Here is a 20957-nt window from a genome sequence, read left to right on the forward strand (position 1 = left end):
TACAGATTGTTGTTTATGAAAAAAACAGGACTCCGCTCTTTCGGCTGGTTTATACTGATTAACTCTTTACTTGCAACGTTAATATCCGCACGTTATTTCTTCTTTTTCCCTGTTTCAGCTTTCACGTCTATGTCCTCTGTTTTTGCTTTCACTTCAGCTCTGGGGCATATGCCTGTGCTTGTTGCCCTGTTCGGTGTGATATTTATACCTGCTGCATTTATTCCTGATATCCGTCTGAGGCGTTTCATTCTGGCTTTGGGCGGTTCACTCGGCTTAAGCCTGCTTTTTATTGATACAATTGTTTTTGCCCAGTACCGTTTTCATATCAACGCAGTAGTTGTTGGGTTGATTATGGCTGGGGATATTGTATCTTTCCCTCTTATTACATGGGCTATGAGCATCGGCGGATTTCTGGCGGTTTTAGCACTGGAATTCGCTCTGATAACTGTACTGGAAACAAGGATAAACCGCATAAGGGCTGGTTTGGGGCGAAGGGTCTCACTTGCTTTTTTTCTTATGCTTCTTACGGCAAATCTGCTGCATATATGGGGTGTTGCCCATGCAAATCAGCCTGTGTCCATGGTTACACGCTATCTTCCGCTTTATTACCCTGCGACAGCAACCACTATGCTGAAAAGGTGGGGACTTGCGGATTTAGACGCTGTCAAACGCCGTAAAGAACTCAGAATGGATGACAGCGATGACCTGAATTATCCTTTGAACCCGTTAAGGGGAAAATCTCCTGAACGTCTGCATGATATTATGCTTATTGTTATTGATTCATGGCGTTATGACACCTTTTCACCGGAGTTTTCACCGAATATTTACAGTTTAGCAGAAAAAGGGATTGTTTATAATAACCATATATCTACCGGAAACTCCACACGGACAGGCATTTTCGGCTTATTTTACGGTATACCGGGAACATACTGGCATGCTTTTCTGGCGGGGCAGCGTTCGGCAGTTTTGATCGACCGCATGCAGGAGCTGAATTATCAGCTTGGCATTTTTACATCAGCACAGCTTATTAAACCGGAGTTCAATCGTACTGTCTTCCGGAATTTACCTGTTTTGCGTCTTCGCTCTGAAGGTGATTCCGCTTCAGAGAAGGATATAAACCTCACTGACGACTGGCTGAAATGGTATGCAGGAACAGATAGCTCCAAACCTGTATTTTCGTTTCTGTTTTATGATTCCCCACATGCCTATGACTTCCCCGAAGATTATGAACCGAAATTCAAGCCTATGGTGGAGGAACTTAATTATCTGTTATTGAATAAAAATACTGATCCTACCCCATTGTTCAACCGCTACCGGACAAGTGTACACTTTGCTGACAGCCTTGTTGCAAAGGTTATCGCTGAACTGAAATCAAAAGGGAAGCTTGATAATACCCTGATTATTATCACAGGGGATCATGGTCAGGAAATGAATGATAATAAGCTTAACTACTGGGGACATAACAGTAACTTTACTGACGCTCAGGTTAAGGTTCCTTTTATAGTAGTAGGTCCGGGTGTGGAGGAGGGCGCAACACCGGAATATGTGGACAGCTTTACGTCACATGAGGATCTGTCACCGACACTAATGAAAAACTACCTCGGAGTGGAAAATGATACGTCTGACTACTCCACTGGTGCAGATTTGTTCGGCATTTTTACTGATCGGGACTGGGTTATTTCATCCCAATACAGCGGATACGGAATCATTACCCATGACTCTATTCTTGATGTGAACGCTGCGGGGAATTATGAAATCCTGGATAAAAGCAACCGCCCTATAAAAAGAAGCCTGAACGTGCAGAATACAAAAGAAGCGCTGGAAAGAATCAGCCGTTATCTTAAATAACTATTATAAAAATAGAAAACCTCCCTTTGAGGGGAGGTTTTGCCGTGTGATTTTATTACTGTTTCCAAGAAATACTTTCTAATGCTGGTGTTCAGTTCTGCGGATTATCTCTTCCTGTAATTCATCTGTGATATCAACAAAGTAGTCAGAGTAGCCTGCAACTCTTACAATGAGATCTCTATAGTTTTCAGGGTGAACCTGAGCCTCACGGAGAATCTTTTCATCCACAACATTAAACTGGATATGGTGTCCGTCCATACGGAAGTAAGCCCTAACCAGTCTGCAAACATTGTCTATGCCTTCATCAGTGTACATAAATTCTTTGGCGAATCTCTGGTTGAGCAGCGTTCCGCCTGTACGCAGATGGTCGATCTTGGAGGCAGATTTAATAACAGCAGTAGGACCGTGTCTGTCTGCGCCCTGAACTGGTGAGATGCCTTCAGAAAGGGGAATTCCCTTCTTGCGTCCATCGGGCAGAGCGCCTATAACGCTTCCGAAATACACATGAGACGTAGTAGGCAGAAGGTTGATTCTGTGCATACCGCCCCTTGTGTTAGGCCTGCCGTTTACGGATTTGAAGAAGATTTCAAATACTTCTCTCATGAGATCATCTGCATAATCATCGTCATTGCCGTATTTCGGCGTATTTTCCAGAAGAAGGGCACGGAGTTCGTCATATCCTTCAAAGTCAGCATCCAGAGCCTTTTTTAGCCCTTCAAGGCTGATTATCTGCTGGTCATAAACATTATATTTGAGTGACGCCAGTGAATCTGTCACTGAACCAAGACCAACACCCTGAACATAGGTGGTGTTGTACCTTGCGCCGCCGTCATTGTAGTCTTTGCCGTTTTTGATGCAGTCCTCTGTGAGTATTGAGAGGAATGGTACGGGAATGTACTCTGCAAAAAGGCGCTCAATTACAATATTTCCTTTGATTTTGATGTCTATAAAGTAGTTAAGCTGTTTTGTATAGGCTTCCATCAGCTCGTCAAAGCTTTTGAAATCAGCAGGTATATCAAGCCCTATCTGTTTCTGGGTATATTTGTCAAAACCGCCGTAGATTGTGATCTCAAGGACTTTTGACAGGTTGAAATAACCGGAAAGTATGTATGCTTCTGTTCCGAATGCGCCTGTTTCAACGCAGCCTGAAGCACCGCCGTTTCTGGCATCTACAATATCTTTACCCTGACGCAGAAGTTCCTGAATGATGGCATCTGTATTAAAGATAGAGGGCTGTCCGAATCCAGTTTTAACTATGTGCAGGGCTCTTTTAAGAAACCTGTCGGGTGTCTTTTTTGAGATCTGAACCATTGAGCTGGGCTGAAGAAGCCTCATTTCTTCAATGACATCAAGAAGAACGTATGAAAGCTCATTAACTGCATCCGAACCGTCTTCCTTAACTCCTCCAACGTTTATGAGAGCAAAGTCTGTATAAGTGTTTGACTCTTTGGCTGTTACACCAACTTTTGGGGGCGAAGGGTGGTTGTTAAACTTGATCCAGAACGAATAGAGAAGCTCTTTTGCCCCTTCTTCTGTAAGTTTGCCGGATTCGAGATCTGCCTTGTAAAACGGATAGAGGTGCTGGTCAAGCCTTCCGGGGTTAAAAGCATCCCATGGGTTTGTTTCGGTAATAACGCCTATGTGGAGAAACCAGTAGAGCTGGAGAGCTTCCCAGAAGCTTTCGGGTGCGTTTGCGGGAACCTTGGAGCAAACTACGCTCATTTCCTGAAGCTCAAGTTTGCGTTTCGGATCTTTTTCCTTATCTGCAAGTTCTTTCAGAGCTTTTGCGTTTCTTTCTGCATAATTGATAACAGCATCGGCAGCTATGAGCATGCCTTTAAGTTCTTCATTTTTGCTGAAAGCCTCAGGATCATTGTAAAAGTCGAGGTCTTTTATTGCCTGCTGAACTTCCGCCTTCAATCCGTTAAGCCCGGTTCTGAATACTTTTTTGCCAAGAACAGTATGTCCGGGCGCTCTTTGCTCCTGAAACTCAGTGAATACACCGGCTTCATAAGCTTTAACCCATTCATCTGTCATGTGGCTTATAACTTTCTCCCTGTGAGACTTGCCCTGCCAGAAAGGAAGGACAATTTCTTCGTGGAGTTTTCTGTTTTTTTCATCCACCTTAAATGAAACCTTGGGTCTGTTATGGAGAATATCAAAATCCTCTTTTGAATGTATGCAGACTTCGGGGTAGGTGGGGGTGGCTTTGGGAGAAGGTCCTCTTTCGCCGACGATGAGTTCGCCGTCATTAAACCAAAGCTCTTTATTTGCCATTATATAATAGAAGGCTTTCGCTCGCTGTACAGGAACGGACATTCCGTCCGCCTCACCGCTCTTAAAGAACTCGGTTAACAAAACGCCCCTTTCGGATGAAATTGTGGGCACAGCGTCAAGGCTCTCTTTGCGGAGTCTTTTTATCCTGTCTGTCATATGCTTAACCTCCTATTTTGGTTCTGATGCCGTATCCTGTGAAGAAAGCGGCTATCTTGTGCATGTATTCGTCAGAAGGCTTCTCAATGCCTTCCATATGGTATTTCATTCCAAGCCTGCGGTATTTGTCCTTACCTATTTTGTGGTAGGGAAGGAGATCTACCGGAACATCGGAAAACTGCGCCGCAAGTTCCGCAACTTTTTTCAGGTTATCATCCGTATCTGTAATTGTCGGGATAACGGGAAACCTGAATCTGACTTTTGCGCCGCTTCGGTGTATAGTTCTGAAGTTTTCCAGTATCTGTCCGTTTGGCACACCGCAGTATCTTTTATGCAGTTCCTCGTCCATAAGCTTAATATCGAAGAGGAATATGTCAGTTAAAGGAATAGCCTTTTCCAGTATGGTTTTATTTACATAACCGGATGTATCAACACAGGTGCTTATTCCCTTTGCCTTACAGCTTTTGAGCATAGCTAAGAGGAATTCATGCTGAACAAAAGCTTCTCCGCCGGAAAATGTAACTCCGCCGCCTGATTCCTCGTAAAAGAGAAGGTCTTTCTCGACCTCTCTCATCACTTCACTCACACTCATTTCCCTGCCGACGTTTTCCGTGCTTTCGATAACTTTTCCATCGAGTTTGAGTTCTTTTTTTATCTTCCCGATGGAAAAGTCTATACTTTCCGGATTATGACACCACACGCAGGAGAGCGGACAGCCTTTCATAAAAACAGTTGTTCTTATTCCGGGACCGTCATGAATCGCATACTTCTTTATGTCAAATACTATACCTTTTATCATACACCTAAAATAAGACCAAAACAATCTAAATTACAATATTTTATTTCTTTTTTCCCAGATATGCTTCCTGAACTTTGGGGTCATTAAGAAGATCAGTGGCAGAGCCGGCAATCGTAACTTTGCCTACATCCAGAACATAACCTCTGTCTGCAAGTTTCAGAGCAGCTTTTGCATTCTGCTCAACAAGAAGAACCGTAACGCCTGTTTTTGAGATCTCCTTAATAGCAGTAAAGATCATCTTAACAAGTATAGGTGCTATGCCGAGGGAAGGTTCGTCCAGCAGAAGGAGCTGAGGTTTTGCCATAAGCGCCCTTGATATGGCGAGCATCTGCTGCTCACCGCCGGAAAGTGTTCCCGCAAGCTGTTTGCGTCTTTCCAGAAGTCTGGGGAAAAGGTTGTATATCCAGTCAAGGGTATCCTTATCCACGCTGGGCTTAACAAAAGCACCTATTCTTATGTTTTCCTCAACAGTAAGAGTGCCGAAAACCTGACGCCCTTCGGGTGAGTGCGATACTCCTTCACGGACTATTTTGTGAGCAGGTATTTTAGCAAGATCCACATCTTTATAAAGAACCTGACCCGCTTTGGGTTTTATCAGACCACTGATAGTACGCAGAGTGGTGGATTTGCCTGCGCCGTTTGCGCCCAGAATTGAGACTATTTCGCCTTTGTTGACCTCAAAGCCTATGCCTTTAATGGCCTGAATGCTTCCGTAGTTGACGAACAGGTCTTTTACTTCCAAAAGTTTTTCTGCCATTCTATTCGTCCTCCTCATCATCCGCACTGCCGAGATAAGCCTCAATAACTACGGGGTCGTTTTGTATGAAATCAGGATCACCTTCGCTTATTTTTTTCCCGAAGTTGATCACGGTAATCTTGTTTACAAGCTGCATCACCATGTCCATATCATGTTCTATGAGAAGAATAGTGATGCCGGAATCTTTGATCCTTTTAATGAGTTCCATGAGTTCAAAGGTTTCTTTCTCATTAAGACCTGCTGCGGGTTCATCAAGGATAAGAAGCTCCGGTTCTGTGGCGAGGGCCCTGCCTATCTCCACACGTCTCTGTATGCCGTATGCAAGAGACTGTGTAGGGATTGTAGCGTATTCCGTAAGCCCCATTAATTTCATAATATCTTTGACCTTCAGCCAGTTTTCCTTTTCATCCTTTTTGTAGAAAGGTGTGCTGAAAAGTCCCTGAAACCATGTCTGTTTTGATTTCTGGTGGCGTCCGGAGATAATATTTTCCGCCACGCTCATTTTACCAAAAAGGCGGATGTTCTGGAATGTGCGGACAATGCCTTTTCCGGCGATATCACAGGGGTGCATCCCAGCAATATTTTCACCTTTCCAGATTATTTCTCCTTCCTCAGGTTTATAGATACCGGTTATACAGTTGAAGGCTGTGGTTTTTCCTGCGCCGTTCGGTCCTATAATGCCGTATATGTCACCTTCATCAACCTTGAAGGAAAGCTTATCCATTGCCACAACGCCGCCGAAAACCTTTGTAACGCCTTTAAGTTCAAGCAGACCCATGCCTAATCCTCCGTCACATATTTCGGCAGTTTGCCGTATTTAGCGGGCAGCATGCCTTCGGGACGAAGAACCATGGAGACAACCATCGCCAGACCGAAAACAAAATATCTTGCTGTTGCGAATTCTCTGAATATTTCAGGAAGAACGAACATTATGAATGTTCCAGCAAGAATTCCGGGGATAGATGCTTTACCGCCCACAAGCACGATGGCGAAGAATATTACCGATGTCATGAAGTTGAAGGCTTCGGGGCTCACTGCAGCGTATTGAATTGAGAATACAAAGCCAGCAAGACCGGCAAGAGCAGCACCGAGGGCGAATGAGAATACTCTGTAAAATCTGGTGCTGATTCCGAGGCTTTCCGCTGCTATGGGGTCTTCCTGAACATAATGGAGCGCTCTGCCCACCTTGCTTTTCTCAAGGTTTCTGATAAGCAGAAGAGTGAGAAGAAGAAGGAAAAACGCTATGTAGTAGATTGTTATGCCGTCATCCAGATAAAATCCGAATACAGTTGCATCCAATCCGAATATTCCGTTAGGACCTCCGGTGAGACCGAGAAGATCGTTTTTAAGCGCCTGTTCAAACACTATATTCATACCTATTGTTGCAACAAGCAGATAATCTCCTCTCAAATGGACAATAGGGGTTGAGAGTACGATAGCGAACAAAGCGGGTATTATGATTACAAGCGGAAGCGCTGTTAGTATGTTCAGACCGAAGTGAACATTCATAATAGCAGTTATATATGCACCCATTCCGAAGAAGAGGGCATGACCCATATCAAACATTCCCGCACGTCCGAGAACTATATCAAGACTGAGGGCAACCACAGAATAGATACAGAAAGTTGTTACAACTGTGAGCCATCTGGGATCGTTTGTTATAGGGAACAGAGCCAGAAAGGCGAAAAGAACCGCATAGCCGATAAATGATTTATTTTTCATTACACTTTCTCCGCAACACGCTCACCGAGAATACCGGTGGGGCGTACAATAAGGATGAGGATAAGCAGGATAAATGTAAACGCTTCCGCCCATGAAGAGGAAACGTAGCCTGCTATCAGCGCAGTGAAAAGACCAAGCATATACCCGCCGACCATCGAACCGGGAATATTTCCTATACCGCCCAGTATTGCGGCTATGAATGCGTTAAGACCGTATACCCATCCGAGATTAAAAGAGATGCCTCTGTAATACATTCCTATGAAAAGACCACCTACAGAACCGAGAACAGCGCCTACTATGAAGATGATCATAATTATCATATTAACATTGATTCCCATCAGTTTAGCCACATCCTGATTGATTGCGCTTGCCCTGATGGCCGTTCCCATTTTGGTATAATTGATAAAGAGAGTAAGGGATATCATGAGAACCAGAGTTATGATTATCATTGCTGCCTGAACAAAAGTTATTGTTATGCCGTATATTGTCCAGCTCACAGCCGGAAGAATGTCAGAGGGAAAAATTGTTATGTTAGGACCCCAGATAAGCATTATGCCGTTCTGGATCATCATCGAAGCACCAAGTGCAGATACCACAGCCGAAAGCCTCGGAGCGTTGCGCAGAGGTCGGTAGGCAACACGCTCCACTAAGAGTGCAACAGTCGCCGCCACAATGGCAGTGAGTACAAACACGGACACCACAACCAAAGGCTGAGGAAGAACGCCCAGACCTATAAGCTGGGTATAAAACATAAGCCCTATGTATGCGGATAAGGCAACAAGATCCCCATGAGCGAAGTTAATAAGCTTCATTACTCCGTAAACCATTGTGTAACCTAGGGCTACCAGAGCATAGATGCTGCCGATGATCAAACCGTTGACTACCTGTTGAAGAAATATATCCATACGCTTTTCCTTAAAATATTTCGTCCTTCTAAGCATAGGGAATGAAGTATCTTTCCTTGTGCTTAGAAAGATGAACCCCCTATGGGAATAATAAGCAGGAAGGGCGGCGGCATACGCCGCCCTTTATCTGCTGAAAATGAGTGTTATTGTTTGGGGTAAGCAACTTCGTAGGTTCCGTCAGCTTTGATGTTGTAAAGCATAAATGTAGAGCCTACACGCTCGCCGTTTTTGTCCCATTTAAGTTTGCCGGAAAATCCGTCAAGCTCATTGTTGTGCAGCCAATCAGACATTTTTTTAGTGTCTGTTGACTTAGTTTTTTCAATCGCAGTGAGGAATGCGTACATGCCGTCAGCGTTGAGAAGAGACCATATTGAAGGAATCTCTTTGCCGTATTTTGCTTTATATGCAGCGAGGAAGTCTTTCGCACTGTCATAGGGAAGCATGTCGGGCGTGGGAACGTTTACTATTTTAGCGTCTTTAGCTGCTGCACCTGCAAGCTTAACGAAGTCTACGTTATCGTTAGCGTCACCGCCGATGAATTCAGCGTTGATACCAAGCTGTTTCTGCTGAGCGCGGATAAGTCCGCCGTCAGAGTAGTAGCCTGCGAAGTAGATTACATCAGGATTCAGAGCTTTGATGCTTGTGAGAACGGGAGTGTAGTTCTGGCTGTTGGCTTTGATTTTACCTGCATAAACTATGTTGCCGTTCAGTTTTTTTACTTCTGCCGTAACAGCGTCAGCAAGTCCCTGTGCATAGCTTGAGTGGTCAGAGATTATTGCTATACGTTTGAATTTTGCAACTTTTACCATGTAGTCGGCAGTGAATGCTGCATTGGCGGAGTTGGGGTTGGAGTTTCTGAAGAAAGTCCAGTAGCCGTTTTTGGTAAGAGAGTCGCTTGTTCCGTCTGTTGTCTGAAGGACACCGGCACGATAGTAGGTTCTCTGAGCAGCTTCAGCAGCGCTTGATGTATATGAACCGATAATCATGATGACGCCTTTTTCAACAAGTTCTTTGGCGCAGATTGCTGCTTTCATTGCCTGAGCTTCATCATCGCAAGTGAAAACTTCAAGTTTTTTGCCAAGAAGTCCGCCTTTTGCGTTGTACTGCTCTGCAAGAAGTCTCGCAGCATTGTCAATACCTTGTCCTTCGTTTGCGTATTCTCCGGTGATGGGTGCCTGTACTCCGATCTTGATAGTGTCGGCAGCGAATGCCGTAACGGCGAAAAGTGCGCCCACCATCAGCATAAGTGACAGACTAAACAGTTTTTTCATAGCTTCCTCCTGCTAGTGTTGTATTCTATCAATTGATAGCCTTGATCATTGACTAGAATATCATTTCACAAAAACTCCATTTCTCAAAGCCTGACCTGAATAAGTTGCAGAATTTAATTCCGTTACTCCGCCTCCATATGGGGATAGCCTATGGAAAGAGGGGGAACGAATGTTTCTTTTATTGTGCGTGTATTTACCCAGCGGATAAGGTTAAGGTAGCTTCCTGCCTTATCATTTGTGCCTGATCCTCTGCCGCCGCCGAAAGGCTGCTGACCGACAACCGCACCTGTGGGTTTGTCGTTGATATAGAAGTTGCCTGCTGCGTCTTCAAGCAGCTCGAAAGCTGTTTCGACTGCTTCTCTGCATCTTGAGAATATTGAGCCTGTAAGAGCGTATTCGTTACCGGAGTTGCAGAGTTTCAGGTATTCTTCATATTTTTCATCTTCATAGAAAGTCACAGTCAGAACAGGTCCGAATATTTCTTCTCTGAAGGTTTTGAAGTCAAGGTTCTGTGTTGTTATCACAGTGGGTTCAATGAACCAGCCTTTTGAACTGTCATATCCGCCGCCGATAACGATTTCCGCATCTGAAGCCTGTTTTGCGAAGTCTATGTATTTTACGATAGATTCATAGGCACGTTTGGAAACAACTGCGGTCATGAAGTTTCTGAAATCAAGGGGTGAGCCCATTTTGATTTCGGCAGTGAGTTCTTTCATTCTCTTGAGGTAAGCATCTTTCAGGCTGAAAGGCACGTATGCTCTTGAAGCGGCAGAGCATTTCTGACCCTGATACTCAAAAGCACCTCTTACTGAAGCAACAGCAAGCTCATCAACATCAGCAGATCTGTGAGCAAAGATAAAGTCCTTGCCGCCTGTTTCGCCCACTATTCTGGGGTATGATTTGTAAGAAGAGATGTTTTTGCCGATTGTTTCCCAGATATTTTTGAAAACGCCTGTGCTGCCTGTAAAGTGGATACCGCCGAAATCGGGGCTGGAGAATGTTACTGCGGATATGTCTTTTGCATCGGAGGGAACATAGTTTATTACTCCGTCGGGAAGTCCCGCTTCTTTGAATATCTTCATAAGAAGGTTGGGAACATATGCCGCATCTCCTGAGGGTTTCCACAGAACAGTGTTGCCCATCAATGCGGGAGAGGTGGGAAGGTTGCCTGAAATAGCTGTGAAGTTAAAAGGAGTAACAGCAAGAATGAATCCTTCAAGGGGACGGTACTGAATAGCATTCCATACGCCTTTGGAGTTATGGAGAGGCTGTTCGCCATATATCTGCTGCATGAAGTAAACGTTGAAGCGGAGGAAGTCGATCAGCTCGCAAGCAGAGTCGATCTCAGCCTGAACAGCAGTTTTGCCTATGGAAAGCATGGTTGCCGCATTCATCTGTGCGCGGTATTTAGTGGAGATAAGTTCCGCTGCTTTGAGGAATATCGCTGCTCTGTGATACCAGGGAGTTTTGCCCCATGTTTTTCTGGCTTCCATTGCAGCATCAATAGCCTGCTGAATTTCTTTCTGACCGGCTTTGTGGTATTTACCGAGTTTTATGGAATGATCAAAGGGTGCTGTTATTTCAACAGTGTTTCCAGTTTTTACTTCTTTTCCGCCGATAACAACAGGAACTTCTATGTATTTTTCAGAGAGCTCTTTAAGAGCGGCTTTAAGTTCTTTTTTCTCCTTACTGCCTTCACGGTATTCAAGAACCGGTTCGTTCAGAGGGAATGGTACGTTAAACATGCTGTTATTCATTTGTTACTCCTTTATTATTTGATTAAGGGGGTTTATCTGCCGCCGGTGAGGAAGCCCTTTATAGCCGAGCCGACTATTGCGGGGTTTTCTTGCAGCCTGCGGATACTGTACGGAAGCCAGTCTTCTCCGAAAGGAGTGTAAATGCGGAGCTTATGACCCTCTGCGAGGAGTCTCTTGCGAAGCTCAGAGCGCACTCCGAGAAGCATCTGGAATTCGTACTCATTTTTTTCGAGTTTGTGTTTTTTGATGAGCTCCATGGCGCCGTTTATAAGAACGTCATCATGGGTGGCTATACCGACATAGGCTTTTTTCTCAAAAAGCAGGTCAAGGCATTCAAGGTAGTTTTCCTGAACCTTCTTTCTGTTATTATAAGCTATATCATCCGGTTCCCTGTAAATTCCTTTGCAGAGGCGGATGTTTGCCTTATCAAGTGAAGCGGCGACATGTTTTATATCGTCCTGTGTGCGTTTAAGGCATGCCTGAAAAACTGTTCCGCAGCTTCCGGGCATTTCCTTATTGAGCATGATGTAGAGATCAATAGTATAGTCCGTGTACGGATGGTTTTCCATATCAATACGGACAAAGATGTTCCTTTCATATGCGTATTTGATCACTTCACGCATATTTTCCGTGCATGTTTCCTCATTCAATAAAATACCGAACGCCGTAGGTTTTATGGATATGTTGGTGTTCAGATTTTTCGACTTGATATTGTCGAGAACAAGTTTGTACATTTCAACGGTTTGTCTGGCTTTTTCGATTTTGTCATTAAACTCGCCAAGCAAATCAATGGTTCCAACCGCCCCTTCACCGTTGAGAGCAAGTGTGGTTTGAAAAGCGTCTTCGGGTGTGGCCCCTGCAACGTACCTTTTCGCAAAGAAACCGACCAGCGCTTTGGGCATGTAAGGCATGGAATTCGCGATTAATGTGTTAAACATTTCTTTCTCCGATTATTAAAAAGTCGGCGGCGTATTGACCCATAAAAGTATGGTCTCACCGTCATATGTGTTTTTCCATCTATGAGGTATGTTGGAGTTGTACACTGCACTGTCGCCCGCACTAAGAGTCATTGACTTTTTATCGAGCGTGATCTCCACCTGACCGTGAAGCACGTATACAAACTCCTCCCCAACATGCATATTGTAGTCGTTTCCGCTGAATGCTCCTTTTTCAAGGATGTGATAAAGAGGCTCAAGAACAGAGTTAGCTCCTTTTGGCTTCAGAGATTCATAAACCACTCTGGAAGCCTTGGAAGTTAACTTAACCCGTTCATTTTTTCGAACAACAACAGAGTCTCTGTCTTCCTGAGGACTATCAAAAAAAGAGGTTATTGTCACCCCAAGAGCATCGGAAATTTTACGAAGACTGGCTACAGTCGGCGAAACAAGGTTACGTTCAACCTGTGAAAGGAAGGATATGCTGCATCCGCTGATTTTAGCTAAGTCACGCAGTGACATTTTATGCTCGTGACGCAGTTCCTTGACTTTCTTTCCGAAGTCCAAAATATACCTCTTTTTTATTTCATTTTAATGTTCATTATACTGAACATTAAATAGATGTCAATGGGTTTGGAAGGGGCTAAAGTTCACCTAGATAGTGTGAATAACGGTCATTTTTAATTGTTGTTTTTATTACAAAATGTACCTTTTTCTGTTCGGAAGATAACAAATACCTGCGGTAGATATATTTTATATTAGAAAAAAAGGTTTGAGTTTTTTGAGCAAATGTGGCTTGTGTCAAAGTTTTTCAAGTTAACTTTAATAAAAAGTTTTGAACATTTTATCATTAGTGAAAAAATAAACACATGCTTTTCCAGAACGCTGTTTATTGTTACCTTGGTTACAATGGTCAGAAAACCCAATTAAAAATTCCAATAAAAATAATTTAAAAAAATTGTACATACATTGTTTATGCTTCTTTTGCTTTGTTCAGTATCCTGAAATTTTCTTTCTTAAGACCCTTTTTCCGAAGCTTAGTTCAGGAGGGTGTATTATCAATAGTTTATGACTTTATCAGAAATTTAGGTATTAAACTCCAAAATGATTACTTCTTTTTTAATGTTAATGTTTTGTGATAGAATATCTACAGTTCACTGCCGTACAGGCAGCTTAGGTTATTAATCTATCACTATATCTCTGGAGACAAACCATTAATCTAATCTATATCATTTCTATATGAATAATAAATCAACATTTTTTGCAATCAGCATAAGTGAGTATTTCTTCCCTTGAAATGCATTTTAGGATTGACTAAGAATCAAAATCGTTATATTTGCTAAAATATAACGGTAGAGATGGAGGTTTATTAGAATGGATGCAAAATTTTCCAGAAGAGACATTTTAACAAAAGCCGCTGTATTTGGTGCTGGTGCGGCTATAGGCGGAATAGGCGGTTTCGGCGGAGGCGCAGCTTATGCAGAGGAAAAAACAGCAGCGGAAGCTGACTATCCTGTTCAGTATGGTCACGGCGGAACACAGGATGACCAGCTTACATCTAACCTTGAGTGGACATCGGGAGAAGCAAATAAATGGCCTTGGCCTTATACAAAACTTGACCCCGAAATAGTTGCTGAAAAAGCCTATGAAGGCTGGTATGAGCTTGGTTGCGGCGGAACTGTGATAGCTTCTATTCTCAGTGAGCTTGCAGAAAAAATAGGAGAGCCTTACAAATCTTTCCCGACTGAATCATTTGTAATATTCGAAGGGGGAGTAGCAGGCTGGGGAACTCTCTGCGGTTCACTCAATGGTGCAGCGGTGGCTATTAGCCTCATTGTTGGCCCTCCTACCATAGATGAAACAACTGTACTCATAACAACAAACATAATGGATTGGTACTGTCATTCAAACATGCCGATTTATACCCCTAAAAATCCAAGGGCAAACAAAACAAGTATAGTGCATACAGTGAGCGAATCGCCGCTTTGTCATGCTTCCGTAGGAAAGTGGGTGAAAGCATCCGGTTTTCCCTCTTCCAGTGCGGAAAGAAAAGACAGATGTGCGAGGCTCTCAGCAACAGTGGCATACAAAGTGGTCGAGACTTTGAACCAGTGGATAGACGGTGAGTACAATGAGGGTGTTTCATGGTTTGCCCCTCAGATGGTTTTTATGCCTGCCCAGCAGAACTGTGCGAAGTGCCACGGTGAAAAAGTTCCCAGACCTCCTCTTCCAGAAGGAAAAGAATGGCCTAAAGGGTATTAGTTATGGAAAGAAGACTTTTTATAAAAGGTTTGGGAGCAATAACACTGATTACTGCGCTCCCTTTTACCGATGCGTTAGCATTGGACGGATATCACCATGTTGACCCGGTGAGGGACGGCAGACCAAAGAAAAAGCATAACTATGCTATGGTCATTGTCCAGAACAGATGCATAGGGTGCAAAGCTTGTGAGCTTTCCTGTAAGAAAACATGGAATCTCTCAGAAAAACCTGAAAATTACCGCACAAAGGTTATGTATATCGGTAAAGCTCAGAGTTTTAATTACAGACGATCTTGGATGCCTGTTCTTTGTAATCAGTGCGACAATCCGCCATGTGTATCCGTATGTCCCACCAGCGCAAGCTATAAAAGGGAAGAAGACGGAATCATTCTTGTTGACCCGAAAAAGTGTATAGGCTGTAAAACCTGCATGGCTGGCTGTCCTTATGATGCCAGATACTATGACGAGAGAATACATTCAGTGGATAAGTGCACCTTCTGCCAGCCTAGGTTGGAAAAGGGGCTTGAACCCGCCTGTGTTGAAAATTGCCTTATGGGAGCAAGGGTGTTTGGTGATCTTAATGATCCTGAATCCGATGTATCCAAACTTTTGAGAAAGGCTATGTCATACCATGTGTTGAAACCGGAAGAAGGCACTAAGTGCAATGTTTTCTACACAACAAGGACTTAAACGGGAGATAAGGATATGTCAGAATTTATTATGAATAATAAAAATATACCCGCTATACCGTTTATACTGCTTGGATTTATTCTCTGTGCTGTGGGCGGGGCGGCGGTTGTGATGACGCTTGTGAATGGTCATGAAGCTATGTACGGTGTCACAAGAGATGTTCCGTGGGGGCTTTTGATCTCTACATATGCTTACTTTGTAATAATCTCAACTGGTATAGCATTCATAGGCGGTTTAGCCCATGCTTTCGGGTTTGAAAAGTATGCTTTGATCAGCAAAAGGATAGTTGTTCTTGCCGTTGTTATACTTCTTGCCGGTTTCACACAGATTCTTATGGAAGTTGGCAGTCCGCTAAAAATGATCTATATGATGATTTCACCCAATTTTAAAGCGCCAATATTTTGGATGGGGCTTTTTTACGGCATTGAGTTGGTTATTCTTGCTTTTGAGCTTTTTCTTGTATTCAGAAAAAAGAGTTCACATTGGATTGCCGCTCTTACTGGTTTTCTTGCTCTTTTTGTGGGTGTTCTGGCGACCAGCAACCTTGGCTATGTATTCGGTTCTCTCAGTGCAAAAGCTTGGTATCACGGCATATATTTCTCAGTATTTCTCGTTGTTTCCGGTGTGACCGCAGGAGCAGGTGTATTGGTGCTTGTTCACTATATCGTCTATAAGGGCAGGGTGCCTGCCGGAATAAGTGATTCACTTATTTCTCTTGGAAAGCTTATGGGCGGCGGAATAGGTGTTATGTCGTTTCTTTATCTCTGGAAGATGATTTCATCAATTTCAACAAGCCCCGGAGATGCACAGGTCGCTGCTCAGGCTCTTATCAACGGTGCTATGAGTATTAATTTTTGGGCAGGTGAAATACTTCTTGCGGTTGTTATTCCGCTTCTTTTAATAGTGACGGCTAAGGGAAGGGTAGGAAACATTGCCCTTGCAGGGTTTGTCTTCCTTATCGGGCTGTTTTTTACAAGATATGATTTTGTAATAGCAGGTCAGCTTCCTCTTATTAAAGAAGGCTTTATCGGTTCCGTTCAGCTGGCGGTCTATAGACCGTCAATGGCGGAGTGGCTCATATACCTCTTCGGCTTTGGTGTTTTCTTTCTTTTGTACTTTTCGGCAGAAAAGTTTTTAAACATGGAGACGGAACACCACTGATAAGCTCAAATGTTTCTGCGGCACGACCCGCCGCAGAAGCTTTTTCTAAAGCTGCTCAATAACCTCTCTCTGCTCAAGGAGAAACAGCTCAAAATTGCGGCAGAACTCCCAGTACAGCTCAAGAACTCTTTCGCCTTCTTCTGTGATCTCCGCACCGCCTCCGCCCGCACCGCCTGTTTTTTTAACTACAAGGGGCTTGCGTGCAAGGGAGTTCATTGAGTCCACCAACCCCCATGCTTTGCTGTAAGACATGTTCAGTGAAGCCGCTGCCTTAGACATTGAACCGTGTTGTTTTATAAGCTCAAGAAAGTGTATTTTACCGAGTCCGAGAAAATTCTTCCCGTCCTTGTCAATCCATATTCTTCCGCCGTAGGTGAAGTCTCCCACGGCTTTGGAGAACATATCGTTTGATTTATTCATAAGGGAACCTTTTGCCTTTACTCATTTTTTACTCTATTTATAGATCATTTTCGCAGAAAAGTCCGCATGAATAAACGAAAAAAGGCGGAGTTTCCTCCGCCTTAAGGTGTTGGTGTATTCGGAAAATTATTTTGTTATGAGTTTAAGTCCGACAGGTATGTTTGCGGGAACTTTTTTGCCTTCGAGAACAGCTTTAGCAGTTTCAACACCCTGTGCGCCGATAAAAGATGGCTGCTGGGCTACTGTGGCGGAAAGCTCTCCGTCCTTAACTGCTTTGACTGCATCGTCTGTGGCATCGAATCCTACCACCATAATCTGTCTGCCGGAAGCCTGAATAGCTCTTAAAGCGCCAAGAGCCATTTCATCATTATGAGCGAAAACAGCGTCTATAACAGGTTGAGCCTGAAGGATGTTTTCCATAACATTAAGCCCTTTTGTTCTGTCAAAGTCTGCGGTCTGACGTGCTATCACCTCAATTTGCGTTCCTTTAAGAGCTTCGTTAAAGCCTTTGCCTCTGTCTCTTGCTGCTGATGTTCCGGGGATTCCTTCAAGTTCAACAACATTAGATTTTTTACCGAGCCTCTGAACAATGTAATTGCCTGCCATTTTGCCGCCGGCAACGTTATCTGAAGCGATGTGGGATACAACCTGACCTGCGTTTGCGCCTCTGTCAAGAGTGATAACCGGAACTTTTGCTCTGTTTGCAATGCGGATTGCATTACCTACGGCGTCAGAATCCGTCGGATTGATAAGAATAACCGCCACACCTCTTGAAAGAAGGTCTTCGACATTTGCTATTTCCTTTGCGGGGTCATTTTGTGAGTCGAGAACCACGAGTTGAACTCCCAATTCTTTTGCTTTTGCTTCCGCTCCGTCTTTAAGTGTTACAAAGAACGGGTTGTTGAGAGTGGAAACCACAAGACCTACCGGTTTCTGTGCAGAGAAGGCCGACATTGCTGTGATAGCAATGAAAGCCGTAACGATAGCTAAGATCCTTTTCATGCCGATTCTCCTTTTTATATAGTTACTTTTTTCTATCCATAAGGACTGCGATGAGAATCACCGCTCCTTTAGCGATCATCTGGTAGTATGAGGAAACGTTCATTAGGTTGAGCGCATTGTTCAGTATGCCTATTATCAGTGCGCCGATGAGTGTTCCGAAGATTGTTCCCACGCCGCCGGCGAGGCTTGTTCCGCCCAAAACAACTGCTGCTATGGCATCAAGTTCGTATCCTGCTCCTGCTGTGGGCTGGGCGGAAGAGAGACGGGCAGTGATTATTATTCCTGCCAATGCGGAAAGCAGACCGCTAATGGCATAGACTGCGGTTTTAACTCTGTTTACTCTTACTCCTGAAAGCCTTGATGCCTCTTCGTTGCCGCCTACTGCATAGACATATCTGCCGAAGCGGGTGTATTTGAGGATATAATATGAAACTGCGAACACAAGAAGCATTATGAAAACAGGAACAGGAACGCCCAGTATATATCCTGTACCGAACCATGAAAAAATATCCGATGCTTCATCAAAACCTGTTGAAATTGGTCTGCCGTCTGTGAAGACAAGTGTTGCCCCACGCAGAAGGGTCATTGCGACAAGGGTTGCGATGAAGGGCTGCACCTTGCCTTTTGTGATGATTACTCCTGCGAATGCTCCCAGAACTGTTCCCAGAAGCAGTGTTGTGGCTATGGAGATGTAGGGGTCGAACCCGTTTGCGATCATGAAGGCGGCAACAGCACCGCATATGGCGAGTATCGAGCCGACGGAAAGGTCTATCCCGCCTGTGAGGATGACAAATGTCATTCCTGCTGCCATCACGGCGTTGATAGAGGTCTGACGGAGAACATTCAGTATATTGCTCAGAGTGAGGAATCTCGGACTGAGAAGCGAGACTATCACAGCAAGAATGAGCAGACCAAGAAGGGGTCTGAATCTGATTAGGAACTCCTTAACCGTCATTTTCATATGAATAACTCCGTCTTTTTTGTTTTTATCAGGCAGTTTGTGTCAGCCCGCTTATGGCGAGAGCCATTATTTTTTCCTGAGTGGCATCAGCTTTTACAATCTCTCCAGCTATGCGCCCGCCGCTCATGACAAGTATGCGGTCGCTCATGCCGAGAATTTCCGGCAGTTCAGAGGATATCAGTATGATACCCATTCCGTCAGCTTTTAGGAGATTTATAAGCTCGTAAATTTCTTTTTTTGCGCCCACATCAACCCCTCTGGTTGGTTCATCCAGAATAAGCACCTTGGGTTCTGTCACCACACCTTTGGCTATGGCAACTTTTTGCTGGTTTCCACCGCTGAGGTTCACAACCTTCTGGGAAGGTCCTGTTGTTTTTATGGACATTTTTTTTATGTATTCCTGTGACGTTTCTGTTTCCTTATCGTATGAAACATGCCTGAATGCGTTCTGATATTTTTTTAATGCGGGGAGGGTGATGTTCTCTTTTATGGTCATGCCGAGGATAAGTCCAAGCTGTTTGCGGTCTTCGGAAACATAGGATATTCCTTCCGTAATGGCGTCAGCGGGGTGGTTTATTTTAAGAGGTTTGCCGTTCAGGCGCATTTCACCTGATATAAGGGGCAGAACACCGAAGATTGTTTTTGCCACTTCGCTTCTGCCTGAACCCATCAGCCCCGCTATGCCCACAACTTCACCTCTGCGGACCTGAAAGCTTATATCCCGCACGAGCTGGTTTGTCATGCCTTCCGCTTCAAAGATAATTTCGCCCAGCCTGCATTCGCTTCTTGGGTATCTCTCAAGAAGCGGTCTGCCGACCATTAACTGTATTATGCTTTCCTCATCAAGCTCCGAAACAGGTTTCTCATCCACAAAAGTGCCGTCACGGAGAATCGTTGCTCTGTCGCAGACCTCAAATACTTCTGATAATTTGTGTGATATATAGACGAGAGCCTTGCCGTCATTTTTAAGCTCGTTTATTACCTTAAAAAGGTTTTCAGTTTCCACATCTGTCAGTGAGTCTGTCGGTTCGTCCATGATTATAACTTCGGCGTTCATGGAGAGCGCCTTGGCTATCTCGACCATTTGCGCCTGACCAACGCTAAGGGAGGCTACTTTGGCAGAAGGCGATGTTTTTTCGCCCAGTCTTGAAAGGTATTCTGCTGCGAGGGAGTTCATTTCGGAATATTTTATTTTTCCGAAGGAGTTAACAGGCTCACGCCCAAGAAAAATATTCTCACTTACAGTGAGTTCGGGGATAAGGTTAAGCTCCTGATGGATTATGGCTATTCCCTTATTCTGGGCATCTTTGGGATCTTTCACGGTTAATGGCTTGCCGTTATAAAGTATTTCACCGGAGTCTTTTGTATATACACCGCTTAGAATTTTCATGAGAGTTGATTTTCCCGCTCCGTTTTCGCCAAGGAGAGCCATAACGCCGCCAGCAAATATACGCAGGAAAACATTGTCCAGAGCTTTGACTCCGGGGAAGGTTTTTGTTATGTTTTTCATCTCAAGAAGCGGCATCTTAGTCATCAGAATACGACTCCTGAATGAAGAATAATATTAGAATATGGTGTGCATTCGCCTGTTCTTATTACCGCCTTGGCAGATTTTGTAAGCTCTTTAAACCTCTCGTGGGAAACCATTGCTGTTTCAATCTTTTTACCTTGGGCTTTTTCTGTTTTCTTAATTACTGCCGTTATCATGTCCCAGACAGTATGGTTTGCCTTTATGATCTCTTCTGCAATGGTGATTTTCTCCACCTGAAGCTCTGAAAGTACATTAAGCAGAGTGGTGATGAAGTCCGGCACTCCGTTTGTCAGAGCGAGGTCTATACGCTCTGTCGATGCAGGAATCGGCAGACCGGCATCTGCTATCACAAGAGTATCCGTGTGTCCCATTTCTGAAATAACTGCCGATATACGGCTGTTGAGAAGCTGTCCTTTTTTCATAACTGCACCCTCTATAATTTAATGATACCAGACGGTAAGAAGAGATCAAGTAAATAATTTAGTAAAATTTTACTAAAAATTT

At 44.0% G+C, this 20957-nt stretch carries 19 protein-coding genes; 4 read left to right on the forward strand and 15 right to left on the reverse strand.

Features of this window, described 5'->3' with window-relative positions; genetic code table 11:
- The first annotated feature begins 15 nt into the window (after positions 1-15).
- Positions 16-1848 (forward strand): DUF3413 domain-containing protein, encoded by a 1833-nt coding sequence (locus ACYRYY_RS00430; protein WP_460213514.1) that lies wholly within the window; start codon positions 16-18, stop codon positions 1846-1848.
- Positions 1849-1926: 78 nt separating this feature from the next.
- Here the strand turns inward: ACYRYY_RS00430 and hypD are convergent, their stop codons facing one another.
- From hypD to ACYRYY_RS00480, 10 genes are all read right to left on the reverse strand, one after another.
- Positions 1927-4281, reverse strand: coding sequence for a trans-4-hydroxy-L-proline dehydratase (gene hypD, locus ACYRYY_RS00435; protein ID WP_460213515.1), 2355 nt, complete (start codon positions 4279-4281; stop codon positions 1927-1929).
- Between the two features lie 4 nt (positions 4282-4285).
- Positions 4286-5080: a glycyl-radical enzyme activating protein gene (locus ACYRYY_RS00440; RefSeq protein ID WP_460213516.1), complete on the reverse strand. Its 795-nt coding sequence runs from the start codon at positions 5078-5080 to the stop codon at positions 4286-4288.
- 40 nt (positions 5081-5120) lie between these two features.
- Positions 5121-5837, reverse strand: coding sequence for an ABC transporter ATP-binding protein (locus ACYRYY_RS00445; protein ID WP_460213517.1), 717 nt, complete (start codon positions 5835-5837; stop codon positions 5121-5123).
- 1 nt (position 5838) lies between these two features.
- Positions 5839-6615: an ABC transporter ATP-binding protein gene (locus ACYRYY_RS00450; RefSeq protein ID WP_460213518.1), complete on the reverse strand. Its 777-nt coding sequence runs from the start codon at positions 6613-6615 to the stop codon at positions 5839-5841.
- Between the two features lie 2 nt (positions 6616-6617).
- On the reverse strand, positions 6618-7559 hold the full coding sequence (locus ACYRYY_RS00455; protein WP_460213519.1) for a branched-chain amino acid ABC transporter permease: 942 nt from the start codon (positions 7557-7559) through the stop codon (positions 6618-6620).
- Positions 7559-8464, reverse strand: a complete 906-nt coding sequence (locus ACYRYY_RS00460) for a branched-chain amino acid ABC transporter permease (RefSeq protein ID WP_460213520.1) — start codon at positions 8462-8464, stop codon at positions 7559-7561. The genes ACYRYY_RS00455 and ACYRYY_RS00460 overlap by 1 nt, the downstream gene beginning before the upstream one ends.
- A 143-nt stretch (positions 8465-8607) precedes the next feature.
- The gene (locus tag ACYRYY_RS00465) at positions 8608-9735 is read right to left on the reverse strand and encodes a branched-chain amino acid ABC transporter substrate-binding protein (RefSeq protein ID WP_460213521.1); all 1128 of its coding nucleotides are present in this window, start codon (positions 9733-9735) and stop codon (positions 8608-8610) included.
- 122 nt (positions 9736-9857) lie between these two features.
- Positions 9858-11492, reverse strand: a complete 1635-nt coding sequence (gene pruA / locus ACYRYY_RS00470) for an L-glutamate gamma-semialdehyde dehydrogenase (RefSeq protein ID WP_460213522.1) — start codon at positions 11490-11492, stop codon at positions 9858-9860.
- Between the two features lie 32 nt (positions 11493-11524).
- Entirely contained in the window at positions 11525-12430 is a 906-nt protein-coding gene (locus ACYRYY_RS00475; RefSeq protein WP_460213523.1) for a proline dehydrogenase family protein, read from the reverse strand.
- 15 nt (positions 12431-12445) lie between these two features.
- Positions 12446-12994 (reverse strand): helix-turn-helix domain-containing protein, encoded by a 549-nt coding sequence (locus tag ACYRYY_RS00480; protein WP_460213524.1) that lies wholly within the window; start codon positions 12992-12994, stop codon positions 12446-12448.
- An 807-nt stretch (positions 12995-13801) separates the two neighbouring features.
- Here ACYRYY_RS00480 and ACYRYY_RS00485 point away from each other — a divergent pair.
- Genes ACYRYY_RS00485 through nrfD form a run of 3 tightly spaced genes read left to right on the forward strand, consistent with a single transcriptional unit; the run spans position 13802 to position 16539 of the window.
- Positions 13802-14689: a C-GCAxxG-C-C family (seleno)protein gene (locus ACYRYY_RS00485; RefSeq protein ID WP_460213525.1), complete on the forward strand. Its 888-nt coding sequence runs from the start codon at positions 13802-13804 to the stop codon at positions 14687-14689.
- 2 nt (positions 14690-14691) lie between these two features.
- Positions 14692-15378, forward strand: coding sequence for a 4Fe-4S dicluster domain-containing protein (locus ACYRYY_RS00490; RefSeq protein ID WP_460213526.1), 687 nt, complete (start codon positions 14692-14694; stop codon positions 15376-15378).
- A 15-nt stretch (positions 15379-15393) separates the two neighbouring features.
- The gene (nrfD, locus tag ACYRYY_RS00495) at positions 15394-16539 is read left to right on the forward strand and encodes an NrfD/PsrC family molybdoenzyme membrane anchor subunit (protein WP_460213527.1); all 1146 of its coding nucleotides are present in this window, start codon (positions 15394-15396) and stop codon (positions 16537-16539) included.
- Between the two features lie 45 nt (positions 16540-16584).
- Here the strand turns inward: nrfD and ACYRYY_RS00500 are convergent, their stop codons facing one another.
- From ACYRYY_RS00500 to rbsD, 5 genes are all read right to left on the reverse strand, one after another.
- A complete protein-coding gene (locus ACYRYY_RS00500) occupies positions 16585-16959 on the reverse strand; it encodes a winged helix-turn-helix domain-containing protein (protein ID WP_460213528.1) in 375 nt (124 codons plus the stop codon).
- Between the two features lie 126 nt (positions 16960-17085).
- Positions 17086-17961, reverse strand: coding sequence for a ribose ABC transporter substrate-binding protein RbsB (gene rbsB, locus ACYRYY_RS00505; protein WP_460213529.1), 876 nt, complete (start codon positions 17959-17961; stop codon positions 17086-17088).
- A 22-nt stretch (positions 17962-17983) separates the two neighbouring features.
- Positions 17984-18922, reverse strand: a complete 939-nt coding sequence (gene rbsC, locus ACYRYY_RS00510; RefSeq protein ID WP_460213530.1) for a ribose ABC transporter permease — start codon at positions 18920-18922, stop codon at positions 17984-17986.
- Positions 18923-18950: 28 nt separating this feature from the next.
- Complete coding sequence (locus tag ACYRYY_RS00515; RefSeq protein WP_460213531.1) at positions 18951-20456, reverse strand: sugar ABC transporter ATP-binding protein; 1506 nt, start codon at positions 20454-20456, stop codon at positions 18951-18953.
- Entirely contained in the window at positions 20456-20875 is a 420-nt protein-coding gene (gene rbsD, locus ACYRYY_RS00520) for a D-ribose pyranase (protein WP_460213532.1), read from the reverse strand. Before rbsD ends, ACYRYY_RS00515 begins: the two co-directional genes overlap by 1 nt.
- Positions 20876-20957: the final 82 nt, after the last annotated feature.

The organism is Geovibrio sp. ADMFC3 (genome assembly GCF_054687035.1).